The sequence below is a fragment of the Nocardia sp. NPDC101769 genome, from assembly GCF_044766925.1.
Lineage (GTDB): Bacteria > Actinomycetota > Actinomycetes > Mycobacteriales > Mycobacteriaceae > Nocardia.
This window is the reverse complement of sequence record NZ_JBIWMX010000024.1, coordinates 14,031-34,064: the sequence shown is the minus strand read 5'-3', so window position 1 is coordinate 34,064 and position 20,034 is coordinate 14,031. Positions and strand designations below refer to the sequence as shown.

The following is a 20,034-nucleotide window of genomic DNA, read 5'->3' as shown; positions in this document are numbered from 1 at the left end:
CGTCACCGCCGCGGGCTGACCGCCGCCGTGCGCTCAGCCCGCGGCGGGCAGGCGTACGGTGAATTCGGTGCGGCCGGGACGGCTTTCGACGTCGATGGCGCCGCCGTGCGCCTTCACCACCGCCGCCACGATGGACAGGCCGAGCCCGGTGCTGCCGGCGCGTCGCGAACGCGACGAATCACCGCGCGCGAAGCGTTCGAAGACCTCCGGCTGCAGTTCCGTGGGAATGCCCGGTCCATCGTCGGTGACCCGCCAGATCGCCCCGCCCCGGCCGTCCTCGGCCAGGGCGGTGGTGACCCGGGTGCCGGGTCCGGTGTGCACACGCGCATTGGCGAGCAGGTTGGCCAGCACCTGGTGCAGGCGGGCCGTGTCGCCGATGACCACGATCGGCTCGGGCGGTAATTCCAACGCCCACTGCAGATCCGGGCCGGCGATGTGGGCGTCGCTGACCGCGTCCACGGTGAGCCGGGTCAGGTCCACCGGCGTGTGCTCGATCCCGCGCCCGGCGTCCAGGCGAGCCAGCAGCAGCATGTCCTCCACCAGGGTCGTCATGCGCCGGGACTCGGAGTCGACGCGGCTCATGGCGTGCGCGACCACAGGCGGCAGCGTATCCCGTTCCCGCAGCGCCAGTTCCGCGTAACCGCGGATGGACGACAGCGGGGTGCGCAGCTCGTGGCTGGCGTCGGCCAGGAACCGCCGGATCCGGGTCTCGCTGGCGTGCCGAGCCTCCAGCGCGCCCGCGATGTGGTCGAGCATGCGGTTGATGGCCATGCCGAGCTGACCGACCTCGGTGCGGGCGTCGGCGTCGGCGACCGGAACCCGCACGGGCAGCGTCACTTCCCCGCGATCCAGCCGCAGATCCGCGACCCGCGCAGCGGTGGCGGCGACCCGATCCAGCGGGGTCAGGGCGCGCCGGATGAGCCAGATGCCCGCGGAGGTCGCCACCACCAGGACCACGGCGGTGACGATCAGCAGGATCAGGAGCACCCGCATGAGGGTGGCGTCGACCGAGGCCAGCGGCAGTCCGGTGATCACCGTCTTGCCCGACCGGGTGGTCTCGGCGAGCACGCGATAGTGGCCCTGGCCCGCGATATCCATCGAGACGGGCTTACCGGGAGTGACGGCGGCCAGCTGCTTGCGGGCCACCTCCGACAGGGCGGACTGCACGCCGTCGCTGCCGACGCGGCCCGCGGTCATCGAGTGGTCGCGGTCCACCAGCGCACCGACCGTATCCTGTTGGATGCTGCGGCGATTCAGGAATTCCGGTCCCGGACCGGACGGCTCGCCCGTGGACGGCGGCGGGCCGGGGGCATTGTGCTGGTCCGGCGGCGGGCCGAGGCCGGAACCGCCACCCACGTCACCGAGGGCATGCTCTGTCGTCTGGATGAGGCCGACGTCCACCTGGTGCACCAGGAACTGTTGCAGCGCAAGCTCGGTCGCGATGCCGATGCCCGCGACCACGACCACCAGCAGCACCATCTGCCCGACCAGCAGCCGCCTTCGCAGCGACCAGCGGCGGCGCGGCCTCGGCTCGGCGGGCCGGCCCGAAGGTACGGGGCGCTCGTTCATGGGCTCATCGCGTCGATTCATGGACTCACCCCGCTCGTTCGTGGATGGACCGAGCTCGGACTCACCGAACTCCAGCGTGGACTCACTGAGCCGGCTTGAGGACATAGCCCGCTCCCCGCAGTGTGTGGATCATCGGCGCGCGGCCGCTGTCGATCTTCTTACGCAGATAGGAGACATACAGTTCGACGATGTTGGAGCGGCCACCGAAGTCGTAACTCCAGACCCGGTCCAGGATCTGCGCCTTGCTCAGCACCCGGCGGGGGTTGCGCATGAACAGCCGCAGCAGCTCGAATTCCGTTGAGGTCAGTGCGATGTCGAGGCCGTCGCGGGTGACCTCGTGGCTGTCCTCGTCGAGCACCAGGTCGCCGACCACCAGCCGCGAGCCGCTGTCCTCGCTCGCGACGCCCGCGCGCCGCAGCAGCGCCCGCAGCCGCAGCACCACCTCGTCGATGCTGAAGGGCTTGGTGACGTAGTCGTCACCGCCCGCGGTGAACCCGGCGATCCGGTCCTCGACCGAATCCTTGGCGGTCAGCAGCAGGACCGGCAGATCCGGGATCAGGTAGCGCAGCCGGTCGAGCACCTCGAGACCGGTCATATCGGGCAGCATCACATCGAGCACGGCCACATCGGGCCGCAGTTCGCGCGCCCTGGCGACGGCCGTGCGCCCATCGCCCGCGGTGCCGACGGTCCAGCCCTCGTAACGCAGGGCCAGGGCGAGCAATTCGGCCAGCGCCGGTTCGTCGTCCACCACCAGCACGCTGACGGGACTGCCGTCGGCACGACGCATGGCGGAGCGCTCGATCGGGGTGTTTCCCGAGGTCAGAACTGACATCGTTACAGCGTCGGGGAAATCACTGGGCCGAAGCTGTACCGAAGCTATGGGTCAGCTGTGAGAGCTGTGCGCCGGCTGTGCGCGCCGCGTCAGCGTTCGGGCGGGACCGAGCGCACGGTGTGTTCGCGGATGCTCGAAGCGGCGAGTCGGACCACCCAATTCGGTGGCCGCACTGTCGAAATCGGTGCACGGTCAAATCAATTGCCCCACATCGGTGGCCACCAAGCGGTCCAGGGCGCGTTCGGCCAGGGCCGCGATGGTCATCGACGGGTTGCAGGCGGCGGTGTTGCCGGGCATGAGCGCACCGTCGAGGACGTACAGGCCGGGTTGGCCGTGCACGCGGCCGTCGAGGTCGCACACCGTGGCCATGCTCGCGCCGCCCAGCGGATGCCAAGTGGACGGGAACGCGAGATTGGTGTCGAGCAGGGCGCTCGACGGTCCGGCGATGCGCTGCACCGCGGGGCCGATGTGGTTGTCCTGGATGGCGGCATCGCCGTCGACGGGCCAGTGCAGGGTCGCGGCATCGGTCGCCGAGTCGTAGCGGAACTCGCCGCGGCCGGTGCTGAGCCCGTAGCCGACCATCATGGTGCTGTGCGCGTCCATCGACAGCGGCGGAATGGACGCCTGGATGACGGTGTGCGCGTTGTCCGGGTCATCCCAGTTCAAGCTGCCGTAGACGACGGGACCGCCCTGGGCGGGGCCGAATTCCTCGATGGGAGCGGACCAGACGTAGATGCGGTCGGCATTGGTGCCCCACCCGCGGCCGAGGTCGTCCGGGAGATCGGGGATCTGGCCCTTCGCCCCCGCGCGCACCAGCAGACGGGTGGTATTGAGGCTGCCCGCGGCCATGACCAGGGCATTGGTCGTGAGGATCTTGTTCTCCAGCACCGTGCCCGCGGTATCGGTGCGGTTCACGTGCACGACCCAGCGGCCGTCCGCGGCGCGCTCGATGTCGGTGACCTCGTGCAGGGTCTCGACGGTGATGCAACCGGTGGCCTCGGCAGCGGCGATATAGGTGACGTCGACCGAGTGCTTGCCGCCGTTGTTGACGCCCATGGCCCCGTCACCGTTGGTGTAGGAGGGAGCCATCTCGCCCCGGAGTTCGGCGAGTGCGAAGTTCCAGTCGATGGGCATGGGGATCTTCGACAGCGGCAGACCGGCCTGGCGGACGTGATCGGCGAAAACCCTTGCGGCGGTGTAGTTCGGCGCGTTGATCAGTTCGTCGGGAGCCACGGCCAGGCCGAGCATGCGGGCGACCCGGGGGTAGTAGACGGAATTCAGGGATTCCCAGTCGAATCCATCCGGGAAATGAGCGCTGAAGACCGCCTCCGTGGGCTGGAGCGACATGCCCTGGTAGACAAGCGAACCGCCGCCCAGACCGGCCGCGCACAGGGCGGTCATGTTCTGCCCCGGCACCGCCTCGACGAGGCCGGTGTACTTGTCGAAAGCCACCGGCTTGCCGAACAATTCGGCGCTCGAGCGATGCCACAGCATGCGCTTGTCCGGTGCGGTGGCACGCGGGAAGGTCTGCGCATTCGGTCCGGTGGGCCAGCGCAGGCCGCGCTCGAGCAGCAGCACCTGGACGCCGGCTTCGGCCAGGCGCAGGGCGGTGACGCCGCCACCGAAACCGGAGCCGATGACGATGACCCGATGGTCTTCGCGGGTGAGCTCCACCCGCTTGACCCGGGCGGCGATTCCTGCGCGGGCGACCGGCGCGGTCGCGAGCAGAGCAGCGGTGGCGGCTGCTCCGGACAGCAGGGAGCGACGCGAGATATCTGGCATTGGACACCTTGGAAGGTTCGTGCGGACTCTACGAGTAACCCGGTTACTCAAGTAACGGCGTTACTGTAACTGCATGGCCAAGGAGACGGAAGAGGCATTACGAGCACGGATCCTGTTCGAGGTCCGCACCCTGCTCGAATCCGACGGCTACGACGCCGTCCAGCTGCGCGAAGTCGCGCGCCGCGCCCGCGTCTCGCTCACCACCATCTACAAGCTCTTCCCCACGCGCGACGAGTTGCTCGTCTCCGCCATCGAAGCTTGGATGGAGGACAACACCTACATCCCGATGGAGTCCCCGCCCCCCGGTGAATCCATTCGTGACGGCCTGCTCCGCGTCATCCGCCACGTCTTCGATCCCTGGGAACGCCACCCGATCATGCTCGAGGCCTACCACCGGGCCCGCATCGGTCCGGCCAACCAGCGCCTCGACAATCACGGCCTGGACGCCGTCCTCCCCATCGCCGCCGCCGTTCTCGCCGGCGCCGAGCCCCGCTACCTCGAGGACATCGCCGTCGTCCTCTCCAACATGACCTTCTCCCTGCTCGGCCAATGCGCCGACGGCACCCTCCAGGTCTCCGAAGTCCTTCCGATCCTCGAACGCGCCGTCTATCGCCTGACGGCCAACAACGAGCCCGAGGCCACCGAGGCCCTCCGTCGCCGCGACTCCGCCGCCGCTGTCCCCCTGCGCCCCGACGTAGCCGCCCCGTTCCGCCGCGCCCCTACGGATTCCCCTGCGCCACAACAACCCTGACGCTCTCCCCCGCACCCCGCTCGAGCCCCTTTGCGCGGTAACGTTCGGATGTCGAATCCGGGCCGCCGTTCAATATCCGGCACGGCAGGACAGAAGACACGAACGGCTCGTGGGCGATATTTCAGGGCTTGTCGAGGGCTTGCTTCCCGAGTTGATCGAGGCCGTCGGGGATGCCGAGAATTTTTCGGTGTTCGGCCACAACATGGGATCCGTCGTAGCCTTCGAGTCATGCCGTCGGCTCGAGAATGAGGCAGGGGCAACGGCGACAGTGCTTTTCGCTTCCGACCGCTGCGCTCCGTCGGCGACACGAACCGGGCGCGTGCATCTGCTCGGTGATCGAGAACTGTGTGAACAATTGCTCCGGGTCGGCGGTACGCCCGCGGTATCGCTCGAGGATCCCGAGTGCCGGGAATTGATCCTGTCGATCGTCGGGAACGACTATCGAGCCATCGAGACCCACGCGTGCACGACGGACGCAATGGTCAAGTCCCCCATCGTCGCACTGGTCGGCGACCGTGACCCCGATGCGAGTTTCGCGGACATCCAGGCGTGGAGCTCACACACCTCCGGAAGCTTCGCCGCGCAATCGTTTCCGGGCGGTCACTTCTTCATCGACGCGAATTCCCGCGCGGTGGCGGAGCTGATCCGCGAGCACAGCTCGGCGGCGCTGTCGAGCCAGGCGAGAACGACCGGGTGAGCCTGAGCTCACCCGGTCCAGCGCGCAGCCGGTGCGGGTCCGGCGCGCGATCGCGGCGTGACGTCTGTCGAACCTTCGAGCCCGGATCGGCGGTGACATGCCCGATTTCGCCGATGCCCCCGTATGGTCCAGCTATCACCTTGCCGTCGACACCTCCGCCCCTGAACAAATGAGAGGACCGTGCAATGTCCCGCCAACCCACCCCGCAGGACAAGTTCTCGTTCGGGCTGTGGACCGTCGGCTGGAGCGGCGCTGATCCGTTCGGTGCCGCGACCCGCCCGACACTGGCTCCGTGGGACTATGTCGACGGGCTGGCCCAGCTCGGGGCCTGGGCAATCAGCTTCCACGACAACGACATCTACCCATTCGACGCCGATGAGACCATTCAGCGGCGACGGGTCGCCCGAGTGAAAGACGCGGCCGATCGCGCTGGCTTGACAATCGAGATGGTCACCACCAACACCTTCACCCACCCGGTGTTCAAGGAAGGTGGACTGTGCGCCAACGACCGGGCGGTCCGCCGCTTCGCGTTGCGGAAGATCCTGCACGCGGTCGATCTGGCCGGACAGGTCGATGCCACTACCTTCGTCATGTGGGGCGGCCGTGAGGGCAGTGAATACGACGGATCCAAGGACCTCTACGCCGCGCTCGAACGGTACAGGGAGGGCATCGACACCGTCGCGGCCTACATCAAGGCACAGGGATACGACCTGCGCATCGCATTGGAGCCGAAACCCAACGAACCGCGCGGCGACATCCTGCTGCCCACCGTGGGACACGCTCTCGCGCTGATCGCGGAGCTCGACCATGCCGATCTGGTCGGGGTCAACCCCGAGACCGGCCACGAGCAGATGGCGGGACTCAACTACACCCACGCGATCGGGCAGGCGTTGTGGAGCGGCAAGTTGTTCCACATCGACCTCAACGGGCAGCGCGGCGCGAAATACGACCAGGACCTGGTGTTCGGCCACGGCGATTTGATGTCGGCGTTCTTCACCGTGGACCTGCTCGAGAATGGGTTCCCCGGCTACCCCGACGGCCCTCGCTACACCGGGGCCCGGCACTTCGACTACAAACCCTCACGCACCGAACACATGCCCGGGGTGTGGGAATCGGCACGAGCGAACATGTCGACGTACCTGATGCTGGCCGACAAGGCGCGCGCATTCCGGGCCGACCCTCGCGTGCAGGAGGCGATGACACACGCCGGGGTGTTCGACCTCGCCGAGCCGACACTGGGCGAGGGTGAATCGGTACAGGAGTTCGCGGCGGCCCGAGACCAACGGTTCGACCCCGACACCGCCGCCACGCGCGACTACGGCTTCGTGCGTTTGCACCAGCTCGCCGTCGAGCATGTGATCGGATGAGGCCATGACACTGGTGGCGGGGGTCGATTCCTCGACCCAATCCTGCAAGGTTGTCATCCGCGACGCGCACAGCGGCCGGCTGGTGCGCTCGGCTACCGCCCCACACCCGCCCGGCACCGAGATCGATCCCGAATATTGGTGGCAGGCACTGCAATCGGCGGTACGGCAGGCCGGCGGCCTGGACGACGTGGCCGCGGTCTCGGTCGGCGGGCAGCAGCACGGACTCGTCTGCCTGGACGCCCGCGGCGCGGTAATCCGTCCGGCGTTGCTGTGGAATGACACCCGATCCGCTGCCGCCGCACGCGACCTTGTTCACGAAATGGGCGACGGCGATCACGACGCGGGTGTGCGGCACTGGGTAGACGCGGTCGGCACCGCACCCGTCGCGTCGCTGACAGTCACGAAACTGCGCTGGCTCGCCGACCACGAGCCCGCCAACGCCGCCCGGATCGCAGCGATCGCGTTGCCCCATGATTGGCTCAGCTGGCGGTTGCGCGGTGCGAGGTCGCTCGACGACCTGGTCACCGACCGCAGCGAAGCGTCCGGCACCGGCTATTTCGATCCGGTGTCCGATATCTACCGGCGTGAGCTGCTGGCAATGGCTTTGCGGTGCAGCCAGACCCACGCGCAGGGCATCGTGTTGCCGGCGGTTTCGGCGCCGACGGCGCCCGCAGGCACCTCCGACCCTGCGCTGGGCTGGCCGGAGATGATCGTCGGGCCCGGGTGCGGCGACAACGCCGGCGCAGCGCTGGGTTTGGGACTGCAGGCCGGCGAGGTGATGCTCTCGCTGGGTACCTCGGGCGTGATCGCCGCCGTCACGACCACGCCGGTCCTGGATCCGTCCGGCACGGTGGCAGGCTTCGCCGACGCTACCGGTCGTTTTCTTCCACTGGTGTGCACTCTCAACGCCACCAGGATCCTCGAGGCGACTGCCACCGTCCTCGGCGTGGATCTCGACGGGCTGTCGGTACTGGCGCTGGCGGCGTCACCCGGCGCGGGCGGGCTGGTGCAGGTGCCCTACTTGCAAGGCGAGCGGACGCCGAATCTTCCCCACGCCACCGGCTGCTTGTACGGCATGACGATGGAGTCGATGACCCGGGAGAATATCGCCCGGGCGGCGGTGGAGTCGCTGTTGTGCCTGACCGCCGATGCTGCCGACGTGTTCCGTCGTGGTTCGGTGCCCGTCGACCGGATCACGCTGACTGGTGGCGGTGCACGCTCGGCAGCCGTGTGCGCCATCGCGCCGGCCGTGTTCGGGGTGCCCGTCGATGTTCCCGTTCCAGGTGAATACGTCGCCGCGGGAGCCGCTCGCCAAGCCGCGTGGGTGATGGCGTCGACCCCGCAGCCCCCCGCCTGGCCGTCGGCCACAACCCGCACCTTTGGCGCAGACCCCTCGCCGGAATTGCTGGCCCGATACCGGGAGGCAGCCGCCCGCTCACACCGGTGACGTTCGGCGCCGTTGCCAGATCCCATGCATCGCTGCCGATTTCGGTACCCTCGTAGCCCGCCGACAGTCGATCGACCGCCAGGCCGCGTGAGGCGAGTGAAGTCGTGGATCACTTGGCGCACATAGCTTTCCGGGACCGGCAGCAACGCCGCGACCTCGAATACCGCATCAACCTCGAACAAGGCATCGGACGAGAACTTGCGGGTGAGCCTGGGCTCACCCGGTCGTCGCCACTAACCGGCGAGCCAGCCCTCGATCACGTCCGCGGCGTCCGCCGAGCCGTCCTCGAGGATCGTGAAGTGATCAGCCTGGACCGGCACGACGGAATGCGTTGCGTCCCAGGGCTGGGCCTGCCAGTCCGCACGGTCCGATGAGCTCCCCAGGAATGACCGGGCGCACTGGACGAACAAGGTCGGCGTGACAACGGGACCGGGCGCCATCTCCTGGAGACGACGGGACCACGCGGTGCGTGCACCCCGAGCACCAGATGACCCCAAACGCCGGCGCCCACTCGCCCCGGCCATGAGCCTCACTACCCCACCACACGCCAAGTACCAGCCGATTTGGATGTTCGGGGGGGTCCTGGGGTAATCTCATCGAGCACAAGCGAGAGCGAATGCAACGGGCTGTGGCGCAGCTTGGTAGCGCACTTGACTGGGGGTCAAGTGGTCGCAGGTTCAAATCCTGTCAGCCCGACCAAGAAAAACCCCTTCCGACCAGGGTCGGAAGGGGTTTTCTGTTATTTGACCAATCGGAGTTGGGGACCATCTGGGGACCGATTCGGTGCTCGGAGGTGGATCGACAGCAGGTTGCCGTCATCCTGGAGGGCCTTCTTATCCGGGTGCAGGTACCGCTGGGTGATTCGCGGGTCGGTGTGGCCGGCGATCTGTTGGAGCCGATGGATCGGCACTCCCGCGTCGGCGAACCAGGTGAGGCCAGTATGCCGAAGGCTGTGCCTACGCAGGTGTTCGTACCCCAACTTGGCGACCACTTCGTCCCAGTGTGTTGCGCGCCGTAACACGGTGACCTGGATCCGCCCGCCGCGCGGTCCGGCGAATAGCCGGGCATCCGGTTTCTTGCCCGCGACCGCGATCCGCTTCTCCACTAACGGACGAAGCTGCTCGATAATCGGGACCGACCGGGCGCGCTTCCCTTTCGTCCCCTTGTCCTGAAGTCCGCCCGGTCCGGGCGTGGTCTGACGCCGTAGCGTCCATAGCCACGCTTCGGTGTCGATGTCGCCAACCCTGCAGCCGGATACCTCACCGATCCTCGTCGCTGTGCACGCGGCGAAGATCACCACGTCTCCCCAGCCCTGGTATCCGTCCGACGAGGCGGCGACCAGAGCGTCCGCGATCTCGGACAGCGTCTGCCAATCCGGCAGGGCGAGGGCTCGAGGATTGTCCAACTCATCCTCGTAGCGTTCGTACTGTCGCTGCCACCCGGTGACGTCGACCCGATTGCGGTCGATCACTTCGTCGCGGACGGCCTGATCCATGACCCGACCCAGCGCGGCCAGGGTGTTCTTGACGGTCGACTTGCTGTGCCCGTCGGCAATCCACCGGGTGACCGCCCGATCAGCGACACCTGCGGTGATCATCGTGACCGGAAGGTGCCCGAGGGTGGGCAGGATCCTCTGGCGCCACCCGGCCCGGTACGGGTCGAGCGTTTTGGGTTCGAGACCACGCATGGCCGTATCCCAGTTCGTGTTCCCGTAGTCTCGCAGGGTCGCAGTGGCAATCCTCGGGTCGACCCCACGGGCAGCCGCCTGCTTGATCTTGTCGATCCAGTCCTGCGACTCCTCCCGTGTGAGGAAGGATTCGGACTTCGAGCCACGGCTCTTGGTCGCGGGGTCGGTCCACCGCACACGCGCCCGAAAGGGCTTGGCTCGCTTGCGCTCCTCGATGTCTCCCCGGATCTCGACACCGAGCGGGATCAGATCGACTTCGTTGCCCATCACGCGACTGCCGGATCCACGCGCCTGCGCATCAGGTAAGCGATGATGTCCGCGCCGCGGTATCGGGTTACGCGGCCGGAGATCTGGACGAACGGCGGACCCTGCGGTGGTCGAGCCGTTCGCCACCGCCGCAGGCTGGACGGGTCGATCTTCAGCAAGGCAGCGACCTCCTCGGTTGTGTACCAGCCGGATTCGAGAATCTCCTCCGGAGACCATTCAATACCGGTCATGACGCGGTTTCCTCACCATTTGCGCGGGTCTGGATCAGCCGCAGCCCCGACAGGGTGTCGCGGGTGGTGTCGCTGCTGCCGTAGCGTGCGACGATTCGCGCGACAGTGGAGTGATGGACACCGATTTCGTCGGCGATCCCGCGTGTGGAACGACCCTCGGCATGCAGCACCAGGATGCGCTCGTCGCGCGTATTCGGATCGTCGCTGTCGCGGGCTGTCGCAGCGCTGTCGCCTGGTGTCGCACCCGTCGGGGCGAGCTGTCGCGGCGTCGCATCCTGGTATCGCGCAATCGATTCCGACCCGAGGAAACCTCCAGCAGACGCTCCAGGGCCGTCATGGGGGCTTACCGCGTTGACGGATGCAGCGGACGGTTCTCCTACCGCCCCGGCCGGAACTCCGCCAGGCGCAGTGTGCGCAGGAACGTCGACCACAACTGGAGGAGTGGGTTCGGCATCACCACCGGTAGTGGGGGAACTGGATTCGGAGAGCAGCGCGAACCCGCAGGCGACCATCAGTCCGTCCAGCACCAGGGGGCCGACGGCGGAGCCGACGGTGCCGTATTCCCAGCTTTGCAGGACGTCGTGGACGTGGCCGTAGGAGATGAGCGCCGAGCCGGCGGCGACGGTACCGACACCGCCGTAGCGGGCCAGTGACCACGCCAGACCGGGCTTCCACCGTACGCGTGAGAGGGCTTCGACGGCCAGCAGCAATGTGACAGGCCATACGGCGGAACCGATTTGGGGCCATACTCCCGGCGTCCAGCCGTGTGGTTTGGATGCGGCGGGCAACCAGGTGTGCAGCCAGTTCATCACGATCGAGAGCACCGACCCGAATATGAATCCGGCCCAGGCGACGACCTTGCCGCCGCGGTCTGTCGCATCGGTGTCGCGTGCGCGACGGCTGTCGCGCGGCTGCTGCGACAGGGTGTCGCGGCTGTCGCGGGCGGTGGTCATGATCGCCTCCTCACTGAAGGCCGTAGGCGCCTCGTCCAGCACTGGGAGGGGCGCGGATGTGCGGGTGTCGCGTTCGTGCTGGCTGGTTGCCGGTGGTGCGACAGTGTCGACGCGGGGTGCGCCGTGGGGCGCAACGGCATTGGTGCGCCCCACGATCGAACCGGCGTCGTTGCCGGTCACCGACCACCGCCGTTCGCGCCCGTGGCGGGGGTGTAGACGGCGGTGTAGAGGCGGGCCTTGTCGTTGTCGGGGTCGGGACCGGTGTAGGTGACCGACAAGGTGGCGCCGACGTCGAAACTGGTTGCGCCGGAAGCGTTCATCGCCTGTCCGATGGCCTGCTCCATGCGGCTGGTCGGGTACAGGTTGCGCGGCCCGTTCGGAGTCTCGACGGTGATGAACAACTGCTGGATGACGTTGCCGTGCTCGTCGACGTCGACCTCGCCCGGGGCGCCGCCGTACTTCAGCTTCGGCTGTTCACCTATCTTGGTGATCCGCCCGTACACAGTGGTGCCCGGCGTGCTGTTCTTGCCGAACGCCGAAGGAATCTTCGCAGCGGCGGCAGTGAAGCGCTGTCCGAAATTGGTGCTGGTCATGACAGTTTTCTCCTTTGTGATCAATCAGGGATAGATGTTTGGTGGATCAGCGGCTGCGGGTGACCTGCCGCTGGGGTTGCGGGCCCGACCGGGGTTGCCGGTAATGGCGGTCGAGGTAGGGCACCATCTCCAGGTCCTCGAAGCCGTGGCTGGCGTCGAGGTGGTCGGACAGGTCCTTACCTGCGGCGGCTTGGAGCACGCGGACTTCACCGACGTGGCCATGCAGGGTTTCGGCGACCTTGGCGGCGTGGTGGTAGCCGGGACGATCGCGATCGGCGACCACGATCACCCGCCCCGCCCCGTGCAGCCATTTCGCATGCTGCTCGGTCCAGTTGCCGGCACCCATCGCGTTGCAGGTGGCGATCTGCCCGCCGTCCATCGCGCGCTGGACGTCCTTCTCGCCCTCGACGATGTAGATCTCCCGCCCCGCCTGGACGCCGTCGAGCAGCTCGGGCAGCCGGTACGGGATCGGCGCGAAACCGGTAGGCTCCCAGCTGCTTCCGGTCCATCGCGCCTGGGTGAACGACTTCTTCTCGCCGTACTCGTGCGGAGTCTTGTGCCGCACAACCACACCTTCCTCACCGCCGTCGGCGCGGCGATAGACGTACCCACACACGTTCTCCGTCGGCCCGATCGCTTCTCCGAGATCGGGTTTCGAGGGAGTCGGCAGGCGCGCGTAGTCGATAGCCTTGTCCACCAACGACACTCGCCGCTGATGCGCTTGCTGAGCCTGCGACGGCGGGCGCCGTTGTCCGCGCTGATGCGGCTGGTGGGGGTTGCGTTCGGGGAGTCGGTCCCACATGTCCCGGACACGGAGTCCGATCTTGTCGAGGACGTCTTTGTCGTCGCAGTGGGCGAAGCAGCGGACGATGGTTTTGCCCTGGGCGGGGTCGTAGCGGACCCCGAGGGAAGGGGTGTGGGGTTTTCCGTCGGCCTCGTGGACCGGGCACAGGAACAATGTCCACCGTGCCCGGTCCCGGCCCGGACCCATGGTGGCGGTCAGGGCAGCGGTGATCAGCTGCCAGGAACGCCTGTGAGCCGGATCGTGATCCATGACCGATCAGCGCTCTCGCTGGATCCGGCCCCGCGGGCGCACCCGCTGCGGTTCGGTCAGCTCCTTGGCCTGGTGTAGGCTGCGCCGCTGCACCTCGTCCAGGCCGCCGTCCCAGCCTTGGGCGTGGTTGAACTCGACATTGTCGAGGAACCTGTCCATGGTGTCGGGCCGATCGCGGAAGTCCTCGTACGCATCCGAGAGGTACTGCCACTGGTCGGCGTGCGGGCCGGAGTTCCACCGGCTGTGGATCTCACGGACTTTGCTGAAGCTCTCCCCGATCTCGGTTTCGGTCACTCCGGCCTGATACGTGCGCGCCTGCAGCGATGCCTGCTCCCGGAAGTCGCTGCGCATGGCTTCCTCGTGCTCGGCTTCCATAACTCAGCGCTCCCTTCGGATCGGCTGCCGCTGCGACAAAGCGGCGAGCGCGGCACGCTCCTCGTGGGCGATGTGCCGGGCCTGGGTCACGCTGCGCCGATTCACATCGGTGAGCCCGTAGTCCTCCCAGACATCCCGGCTGGCCTCCAGATCGCGGGCGAACCGGCCCATCTGCTCGGGATAGGCGTGCCAGTCCGCGTGCGCGGCGCGCAGGAACGCCCACTCGTCGGCATACGGTCCCGAAGCCCATCGCTGGTCGAATTCGCTGATATGGTCGGCGATTTCGTAGCGCTGGTCATCGCTGACCTCGGGCTGCGCCATCTTCAACGCCTGCGACTGGCGGTCGTGGAAGTCCGCCCGCATCGCTTCTTCGTGCTCGCTGTGCATGGTTCACCGACTCCGCTGCGGACGCTGCTGCCCGTTGTTGGGCTGCTGGATCTCGGGGCCGTCGCCGGCCTGCCGCTCGGCCTCGATCCGCTCGCTGCTGCCGTAGCGGTCCCGCTCCGGGGTGGCCTGCTTGAGCTTGTCCACCGCTTCGTCGCGTTCACCGCGGAACCGGTCGCGCTCGGCGCCGACGGTGTCGAGCTGCTCGCGGGCCTCGCGCAACTCGCGGTTGGTGCGCAACTGGGTGTTCTTCAACGTCTCCAGCTCCGCCCGCACCGCATCGAGCTGCTGCCGCTGCTGGTCGCGGTCGGCGGTGACCGCGTCCAGGCCGCGCTGCAACATCAGGACACGGCGCTCCAGATCCTCTGAACCTCCACTGGTGGAGGCGTTTTCGCGGGATCTATCCTGTCGGTTTTCCGGGGGCTGGTCGTGGACGGGGCGGTCGACCTCGTTGCGCCAGGCGTTGACTTCGTCGGTGACGAAGGCGTGGCTGCCCTCAGTGGTGAAGAACGGTTCGGTGCGGCCGGCTTCGGTCGCGGACACCCGCACGTTGGTCGGGTTGCCGAACTCAGCGGAATATCCAGTCCACTCGGCCGCCCACGCAGCGGCCTCGCTCTCGCCCGGGTGCAGTCCGACGTGGCGCAACCCGGACTCGACACCATCGGGACCGACCGCATGGCGGGCATCGACGACCGTCTCGGCGCGGCTGTTGGCCGTGGCGTTGTTGAACTCCCACGTGATCTGCTCGGCCGTCATCCCCGTCTGGGCCGCGGCCTGGGCCGCTTGCTGGCGGGCGGCGTCGCGCTCGTGGGGGTGCGGCGCCCACGGCCGGCTGACGGCCATGCTGCGTCGGATGTTCTGCACGGCCTCGGCCTGCGCCGCGGAGTACCCGCCGCCCGGCTTGCGGTGGGGCCTGGTCTGCCCGATACCGTTGTGGGACTGCGCGTTCGCGGGCCGGAAGTAGGCGGGGGTGCGGGCGATTCCGGTAACGACGTGGGCGCGAGCAACCTGAGCGCGGTAGCGCAGGGCGTCCAGGCCACGGACCTTGCGGGCGTGCTTGAACAGGTTGCCGAGCTTGAAGTCGGGGAACCGGGTCGCTGCGGCCATGCCGTCGAGCGCGATGCCCTGCTCGATGGGCGTCAGCATCTCCGAGTTCAGGACCCGCGCTTGCAGGTTGCCGTGGTGGCGGGCCAGCGATTCCCGGTCGCGCACACGCTGTTCGGCGCTGGTGGCCGGATCGATCGCGCGGGCATTGACTGCCGCGGAGTGCTGCCGGTAGTGGTCGATCGCGCCGGCGGCGGCCTGCAACTCGTTGGCGCGCAGTTGCTCGGCGGTGCGGGTCTGTTCGCGCACGAGCAGGTTGATGCCCTTCTTGATCTGTCGCTTCTCGCGCCAGCCCTTGGCGTGGGAGAGCCGGGCCAGCAGTTGCGCGATCTGGGCGGTGAAGCGTCCGGCTTCGCGGGTGATGTCGTCCATTTCGGACATGGGTGTATTCCTTTCGGCGATAAGGGGTTTCGTCAGTCGGCGGGGATGTGCTCGGTGGGGCCCAGACCCAGCAACTGCTTGTAGAACTGCCAGTTGCCGTAGTCGGCGTGACGCTGGTGCTCGACCATCCCGACCGCGCGCCCGTGGGCGGCGCGGGCGCGTTCATCGCTGGCCGTCGCGGGATCCTCAGGGCACGGTTCGTCCTCGTCGGACAGCACCCGCAGGTGCGGCGGCAGCAGCCGCTCGACCTGCAGCAGGCGACGGCCCCCGGCTTCGTAGGACAGTTCGGACTCGACCACCACGCACGCCAGTGCGATGGTCAGGCCATGCAGAAGGCCGTCGTGCCAGTCCGGGTAGTCGTGGTTCTCGGACAGGCCCAGCTGTTCGGTGCGTTCGCGGCAGGTGGCGATGGCCGCCTGAACCTCGACGAAAGTGGTCAAACTCCACCGGGCCCGTTCGGCGACGTTCGGCGGCCAGTGCCAGGCATCGCTGAGCTGGAAGTCACTGGCCTCGCGGTAGCGATCCTCGGTCGGCAGGGTCTCGCGGTGACGGGCCACCGCACCGACCACGTCCCACGTGTAGTCCAGACGGCTGGCGTACCTGCCCCGGAGCTGCTCGACGCCCTCGTGCGCCGAACTCACCCGGGCCAGCACAGCTTCCAAGTCGGTCAGGACTGCGTCGGTGGCCAGGACCGGGTCCAGCGGCGCACCCAGTTCATCGATCCGCAGCAACTCGGGACGGGCGCGCAGCTGCTGATAGTCGGCGCTCAAGTCGCGCAGCTCCGCGATCAGCCCGTCCAGCCGCCGTTGCGTGTGGCGCAGCTGCCGGAACAGCTCCCGCGGGCCTTTCGGGGGCAACGCGCCGACATCGATTTCGGCGGGCTGCTGGGGTTCATTCGTAGTCACGGGTCGGATTCCTCTCGGTTGCAGGGTGTTTCGGCTATCGGGTGCGTTCGATCGGGGGACGCTGCTGCGCGAGTTGCTGTTCGCGGTGCTCGACGGCGGCGTCGGTGAGGCTGATCCGGGACGCGGGCCCGTGGGCGTAGGTCAGGCCCTTCTCGACGGTCTCCAGGTCGCGGTCCACCGCCCGCAGCGCGGTGTGGGTGAGGATGACCGCCTCGCGCGGATCGGTCGGAGCGCCGAGATTGTCGACGCGCAGGGATTTCGGGGATTGCGCCAGTTCCGCGTACCGGTTGCGGATTCTGGTGACGTCCGCGCGCAGTGCCTGCACTCGCTCGGCGAGATCGCCGATCTCGTCGTACAGGTCGGCAGGGATAGGCAGGATCGGTTCGTTTCGGCTCTTGAACATCGAATGCCTCTCGTGGATAAGGGTTTTCATCAGGACTGAGCGACAGCGGTAGCGTGGTCGTCGAGGCCGGGAACGTTGGTGGTGACCTCGATGTCGGCGTGCACGGCGCTGTAGGCGGCCTGCCAGCGCATGCGGTCGAGCAGGGGCAGGGCTTGTCCGGGTGCGGGGTTGTGGCGGCGGCGGTTGAATTCGCTGCGCATGGCTTCGAGCTGATCGGTCCAGATCTCCACCACGGAGTAGTCGCGGCGGCCGGTGGTGGGGTCGATGGCCCAGGCGTGGCGGAGCTGGCGGCGGGCGGCCAGGATTTCGCAGATCAGTCCGGACAGCGACAGTTCGGTCAGTTCGCTTGGCGTGGAGAGCAGGTAGGGGTGGAATTTCGACCGCTTGTGGCTCTCGTCGAGTTCGCGCTGTTCGCGCCGCTGCCGGGCCTGGTGGTCGAGCAGGCGTTTGGTCGCGGAGAGTTCGGTGCGCTCGGCGGGGGTCATCCGCGTCCGGGCGACGGCCTCCGAGACGCGGGTGTCGAGATCCCAGTCGTCGATCGCGATGACCGTGGCGAGGGTCGCGATCCCGGCGACGACTCCGGCAGTGATGCCGAGACCGATCGCTCGGGAAGTGTTGGTGTGCATGGTGTTTCCCTTCCTTTGTGGTGAATTACGGGGGTCAGTGGAGGCCAGGCTGCTGGGCGCGGGCGGCGCGGTGTTCGGTGAAGGTGGCCAGCGCCAGCGACGGAGACGGGCGGCGAGCGGCGTTCCAGGCCAGGTAGGCGATCCAGCCCAGCCCGTAGAGGACGACGGGGGCGCCGACCTCGGCGGACTGTCCCCACGCCGCGGTGGTGGCCAGACCGACCACAACGAAGGAACCGGCCGCGCTCGCGCGCCAGATCTGGCCACGGGTAGGGGGTTTCGTCGGCAAGACCGGCGCCGGGTCGCCCGATTCCGCGGGCGTGGCGGTCGTGGACGGCTGCGGTGTGGGCAGGGGCGGGACCAGCCGCAGGATGGGCTTGGCCGGCGAGCGCGCGATCGTCTCGTCGAGGTTGGTGTCGTAGGCGGCGGGATCGGCGAGGTAGTCGGCGATCTCGTCGTACATCACCTCGGCGTGCGCGGCGATCTCGTCGCGGTTGATGCCCTTTCGGGACTGCTCGTCGTCGTGGTCGTCGCCGTCGTGGTCACGGAAGATGCGCATAGTTGTGGTGCTCCAATCGGATTCGCGCAGGAGATGAGGGCGGGGTTATGCGGTGGCGGGGGTGGGGTCGTCGCCGGTGCGCGGGGCAGGGGCGGGCGCGGTGCCGGGCAGGCGGGTCTGTTCGGATTTGTTGCGCAATACGACGCGGCCGTAGTCGGCGTGGCCCTGTTTGAAGAACACGAACTCGCCGGTGTCGAACCGGCTGACTCGGGCGGGGTCGACCAGCCATTTCTCACCGATGGAGACTTGGCCTTCGTCGCCGTGGCGCTGGCCTTTGATCAGGTGCCGTGAGGACAGCATGACCGGGACGGATCCGGCGTGTTTGCACAGCTCGCCCGCGTTTTCCATGTAGCCCAACAAGACTCCGCCGGCGCAGGATTTCAGCAGCCGTCCCAGCGACCAGGCGTCCGGCACGACGCTTTCGGGGCCGTGACCGCAGAACACCATGGCGATCTTCTGGGAGCGGCCCCGCTCGGCGATGTCCTCGATCCCGATGGACCCGTGTTTGGTGGTCAGGGCCGAGAGTTCGTCGATGAACAGGATCACGCTGCGCCGCAGAGCTTTCGCGGTGCGTCCGGCGCGCTGCATCAGCAGTCGCAGGGTCATCGCGACCTGGGCGCGGGCGGCGTCCTTGTCCAGGGCTGGGACGGTCATGAACAGCACGTCGAGGTCGTCGAGGTCGACGCCGTCGTCGAAGACCATGCGCCCGTTGGTGTCTTTGAGGTCTTCGAACAGGTTGGTGCATTTGATCAGCGCGTCGTCGAGCTGGGGCACTTTCTCGGCCTGCATGGCATCGATCTGGCGCACCACATCGGGGGCGTAATTCCATGCCTTCTTGAGGTTGGCCTCGATCAGCAGTTCCAGGAACTCGATGTGGTTGCGGGGCTTGCCGGTCGGGTTGTCCACCACCAGGGCAGCGATGCGGGTTTGCATCGATTCGAAGTGCTGGCCCTCGGCGGTGGTCGCCTCACTGGTCGCGGCCAGCAGTGCCGCGACCATCGCCCGCAGATCCCGGGCCGGGGTCTTGTCCCAGGCGTCGAGGGTTTCCATCCCAGGCACCCCGACCAACGCGATGCGTTTGGGGTCCACGCCCCGGGCGATCATGGTCTTGCGGATGGAAAGCCCGAGTTCGTGGTCGTCGGTTCCGCCCTTGCAGGAGATCATCGCCAGCAACGGCCGTGAGTGCTTGCCCGCCATGCCCGGCACGCCCGCCCATTTCTGCCAGGCCCGCCACTCGTAGTCGAACAGCGCCTCGGAATACTGCTCGTAGAGAGTGGTTTTGCCGCTGCCAGTGGTACCGAACAAGCACTGCTGCTTCTTGGCATCGGCATACGGGACCGCCAGCCACGGTTCGTGCCGCTTGGTCAGCGACCGCCAGACCCCGGGTGATTTGTAGCTGACGGTCTCGACGAGAGTGCCCAGCACGATGTCATGGCCCCGGTGCAGGGGCGCACCGAGTTTCGCCGCTCGCGCCGCCGCCTGATGCCGGCGGGTGGTGAGAGAGTCCTGCACGCGTTTGGTGCGGCGCAGCGACTTCAATCCGACGGTGTCGGTCTTGACCAGGAAATGCGCCCACCACAGCGACGCGGCGACCATGGTCGCGGGCAGGCCGAGGATCGTCATCATCGACAACCCGCCCAACTGTCCGTCGGCGAGGTGGGCCGCGCCTTCCCACAGCAGGCTCAAGGGTGTCGACCACGACCCGCCGGCCGCCGCGGAGGTCAGCGGCAATGCCCATGCGGCGGCGGCGAAATTGCGCAGCCGATGCGGCTCCAGCGGGCGGATTGCGGCCACGGCCACGATCAGCACGAGCATCGCCGCCAGCCCGGCCCCGCAAGCCAGCGCGGTCTCTGCGACGTGGCCGGCATGTGCGAGGTTCGGGCCCGACAGGTGGGTGATCGGGTCGGTGACCGCCTGCACCTGCGGCGGGGTACCGGGCGGGGCTTCCGGTGTGAATGGCGCGAACAGGCTTGTCGGGGTCGGGGTTTCAGGTAGCGGTGCGCTGGTGACGGTGGTCGGGCCGCAGTCGGCGGGGGTGATCAGGGGGACGCAGTCGTTGGTCATGATGTTT

General features: G+C 67.8%; 21 protein-coding genes and 1 tRNA gene. 5 read left to right on the top strand and 17 right to left on the bottom strand.

Annotated features, from left to right (window positions below; translation table 11 throughout):
- Positions 1-33: 33 nt before the first annotated feature.
- From ACIRRA_RS30825 to ACIRRA_RS30815, 3 genes are all read right to left on the bottom strand, one after another.
- A complete protein-coding gene (locus ACIRRA_RS30825; RefSeq protein WP_402775622.1) occupies positions 34-1,569 on the bottom strand; it encodes a sensor histidine kinase in 1,536 nt (511 codons plus the stop codon).
- A gap of 82 nt (positions 1,570-1,651) precedes the next feature.
- Positions 1,652-2,356: a response regulator transcription factor gene (locus ACIRRA_RS30820; RefSeq protein WP_402775620.1), complete on the bottom strand. Its 705-nt coding sequence runs from the start codon at positions 2,354-2,356 to the stop codon at positions 1,652-1,654.
- A 237-nt stretch (positions 2,357-2,593) separates the two neighbouring features.
- Positions 2,594-4,183: a GMC oxidoreductase gene (locus ACIRRA_RS30815; RefSeq protein ID WP_402775358.1), complete on the bottom strand. Its 1,590-nt coding sequence runs from the start codon at positions 4,181-4,183 to the stop codon at positions 2,594-2,596.
- 73 nt (positions 4,184-4,256) lie between these two features.
- Here ACIRRA_RS30815 and ACIRRA_RS30810 point away from each other — a divergent pair, with 73 nt between their 5' ends.
- The 4 genes from ACIRRA_RS30810 (at position 4,257) to ACIRRA_RS30795 (ending at position 8,445) form a co-directional block, all read left to right on the top strand.
- The gene (locus tag ACIRRA_RS30810) at positions 4,257-4,934 is read left to right on the top strand and encodes a TetR family transcriptional regulator (RefSeq protein ID WP_402775355.1); all 678 of its coding nucleotides are present in this window, start codon (positions 4,257-4,259) and stop codon (positions 4,932-4,934) included.
- A complete protein-coding gene (locus ACIRRA_RS30805) occupies positions 4,909-5,631 on the top strand; it encodes a thioesterase II family protein (protein ID WP_402775617.1) in 723 nt (240 codons plus the stop codon). Before ACIRRA_RS30810 ends, ACIRRA_RS30805 begins: the two co-directional genes overlap by 26 nt.
- 185 nt (positions 5,632-5,816) lie before the next feature.
- Positions 5,817-6,998 (top strand): xylose isomerase, encoded by a 1,182-nt coding sequence (gene xylA / locus ACIRRA_RS30800; protein ID WP_402775352.1) that lies wholly within the window; start codon positions 5,817-5,819, stop codon positions 6,996-6,998.
- Between the two features lie 4 nt (positions 6,999-7,002).
- Positions 7,003-8,445, top strand: coding sequence for a xylulokinase (locus ACIRRA_RS30795; protein WP_402775349.1), 1,443 nt, complete (start codon positions 7,003-7,005; stop codon positions 8,443-8,445).
- A gap of 233 nt (positions 8,446-8,678) precedes the next feature.
- Here ACIRRA_RS30795 and ACIRRA_RS30790 read toward each other — a convergent pair whose 3' ends face one another.
- Positions 8,679-8,885 carry a hypothetical protein gene (locus tag ACIRRA_RS30790; protein WP_402775346.1) on the bottom strand — a complete coding sequence of 69 codons (207 nt, stop codon included), beginning with the start codon at positions 8,883-8,885 and terminating at the stop codon, positions 8,679-8,681.
- Positions 8,886-9,067: 182 nt separating this feature from the next.
- Between ACIRRA_RS30790 and ACIRRA_RS30785 the strand changes: the two genes are divergently transcribed.
- A tRNA-Pro gene (locus ACIRRA_RS30785) sits at positions 9,068-9,144 on the top strand.
- 40 nt (positions 9,145-9,184) lie between these two features.
- Here ACIRRA_RS30785 and ACIRRA_RS30780 read toward each other — a convergent pair.
- Genes ACIRRA_RS30780 through ACIRRA_RS30720 form a run of 13 tightly spaced genes read right to left on the bottom strand, consistent with a single transcriptional unit; the run spans position 9,185 to position 20,027 of the window.
- Positions 9,185-10,399, bottom strand: coding sequence for a tyrosine-type recombinase/integrase (locus ACIRRA_RS30780; protein WP_402775343.1), 1,215 nt, complete (start codon positions 10,397-10,399; stop codon positions 9,185-9,187).
- Complete coding sequence (locus tag ACIRRA_RS30775) at positions 10,399-10,629, bottom strand: helix-turn-helix domain-containing protein (RefSeq protein ID WP_402775340.1); 231 nt, start codon at positions 10,627-10,629, stop codon at positions 10,399-10,401. The genes ACIRRA_RS30780 and ACIRRA_RS30775 overlap by 1 nt, the downstream gene beginning before the upstream one ends.
- A complete protein-coding gene (locus tag ACIRRA_RS30770; protein ID WP_402775337.1) occupies positions 10,626-11,762 on the bottom strand; it encodes a helix-turn-helix domain-containing protein in 1,137 nt (378 codons plus the stop codon). The genes ACIRRA_RS30775 and ACIRRA_RS30770 overlap by 4 nt, the downstream gene beginning before the upstream one ends.
- On the bottom strand, positions 11,759-12,175 hold the full coding sequence (locus ACIRRA_RS30765) for a hypothetical protein (protein ID WP_402775334.1): 417 nt from the start codon (positions 12,173-12,175) through the stop codon (positions 11,759-11,761). Before ACIRRA_RS30765 ends, ACIRRA_RS30770 begins: the two co-directional genes overlap by 4 nt.
- Before the next feature lie 46 nt (positions 12,176-12,221).
- Entirely contained in the window at positions 12,222-13,229 is a 1,008-nt protein-coding gene (locus ACIRRA_RS30760) for a hypothetical protein (RefSeq protein ID WP_402775332.1), read from the bottom strand.
- 6 nt (positions 13,230-13,235) lie between these two features.
- Positions 13,236-13,604: a hypothetical protein gene (locus tag ACIRRA_RS30755; protein ID WP_402775329.1), complete on the bottom strand. Its 369-nt coding sequence runs from the start codon at positions 13,602-13,604 to the stop codon at positions 13,236-13,238.
- A 3-nt stretch (positions 13,605-13,607) separates the two neighbouring features.
- Positions 13,608-13,991, bottom strand: a complete 384-nt coding sequence (locus ACIRRA_RS30750; protein WP_402775328.1) for a hypothetical protein — start codon at positions 13,989-13,991, stop codon at positions 13,608-13,610.
- Positions 13,992-13,994: 3 nt separating this feature from the next.
- Complete coding sequence (locus tag ACIRRA_RS30745; RefSeq protein WP_402775325.1) at positions 13,995-15,473, bottom strand: hypothetical protein; 1,479 nt, start codon at positions 15,471-15,473, stop codon at positions 13,995-13,997.
- Between the two features lie 32 nt (positions 15,474-15,505).
- Positions 15,506-16,378: a hypothetical protein gene (locus ACIRRA_RS30740; protein ID WP_402775322.1), complete on the bottom strand. Its 873-nt coding sequence runs from the start codon at positions 16,376-16,378 to the stop codon at positions 15,506-15,508.
- A 34-nt stretch (positions 16,379-16,412) separates the two neighbouring features.
- A complete protein-coding gene (locus tag ACIRRA_RS30735; protein WP_402775320.1) occupies positions 16,413-16,781 on the bottom strand; it encodes a hypothetical protein in 369 nt (122 codons plus the stop codon).
- Positions 16,782-16,810: 29 nt separating this feature from the next.
- The gene (locus tag ACIRRA_RS30730; protein WP_402775317.1) at positions 16,811-17,407 is read right to left on the bottom strand and encodes a hypothetical protein; all 597 of its coding nucleotides are present in this window, start codon (positions 17,405-17,407) and stop codon (positions 16,811-16,813) included.
- A 34-nt stretch (positions 17,408-17,441) separates the two neighbouring features.
- A complete protein-coding gene (locus ACIRRA_RS30725) occupies positions 17,442-17,963 on the bottom strand; it encodes a hypothetical protein (RefSeq protein ID WP_402775314.1) in 522 nt (173 codons plus the stop codon).
- Between the two features lie 45 nt (positions 17,964-18,008).
- A complete protein-coding gene (locus tag ACIRRA_RS30720; RefSeq protein WP_402775312.1) occupies positions 18,009-20,027 on the bottom strand; it encodes a hypothetical protein in 2,019 nt (672 codons plus the stop codon).
- Positions 20,028-20,034: the final 7 nt, after the last annotated feature.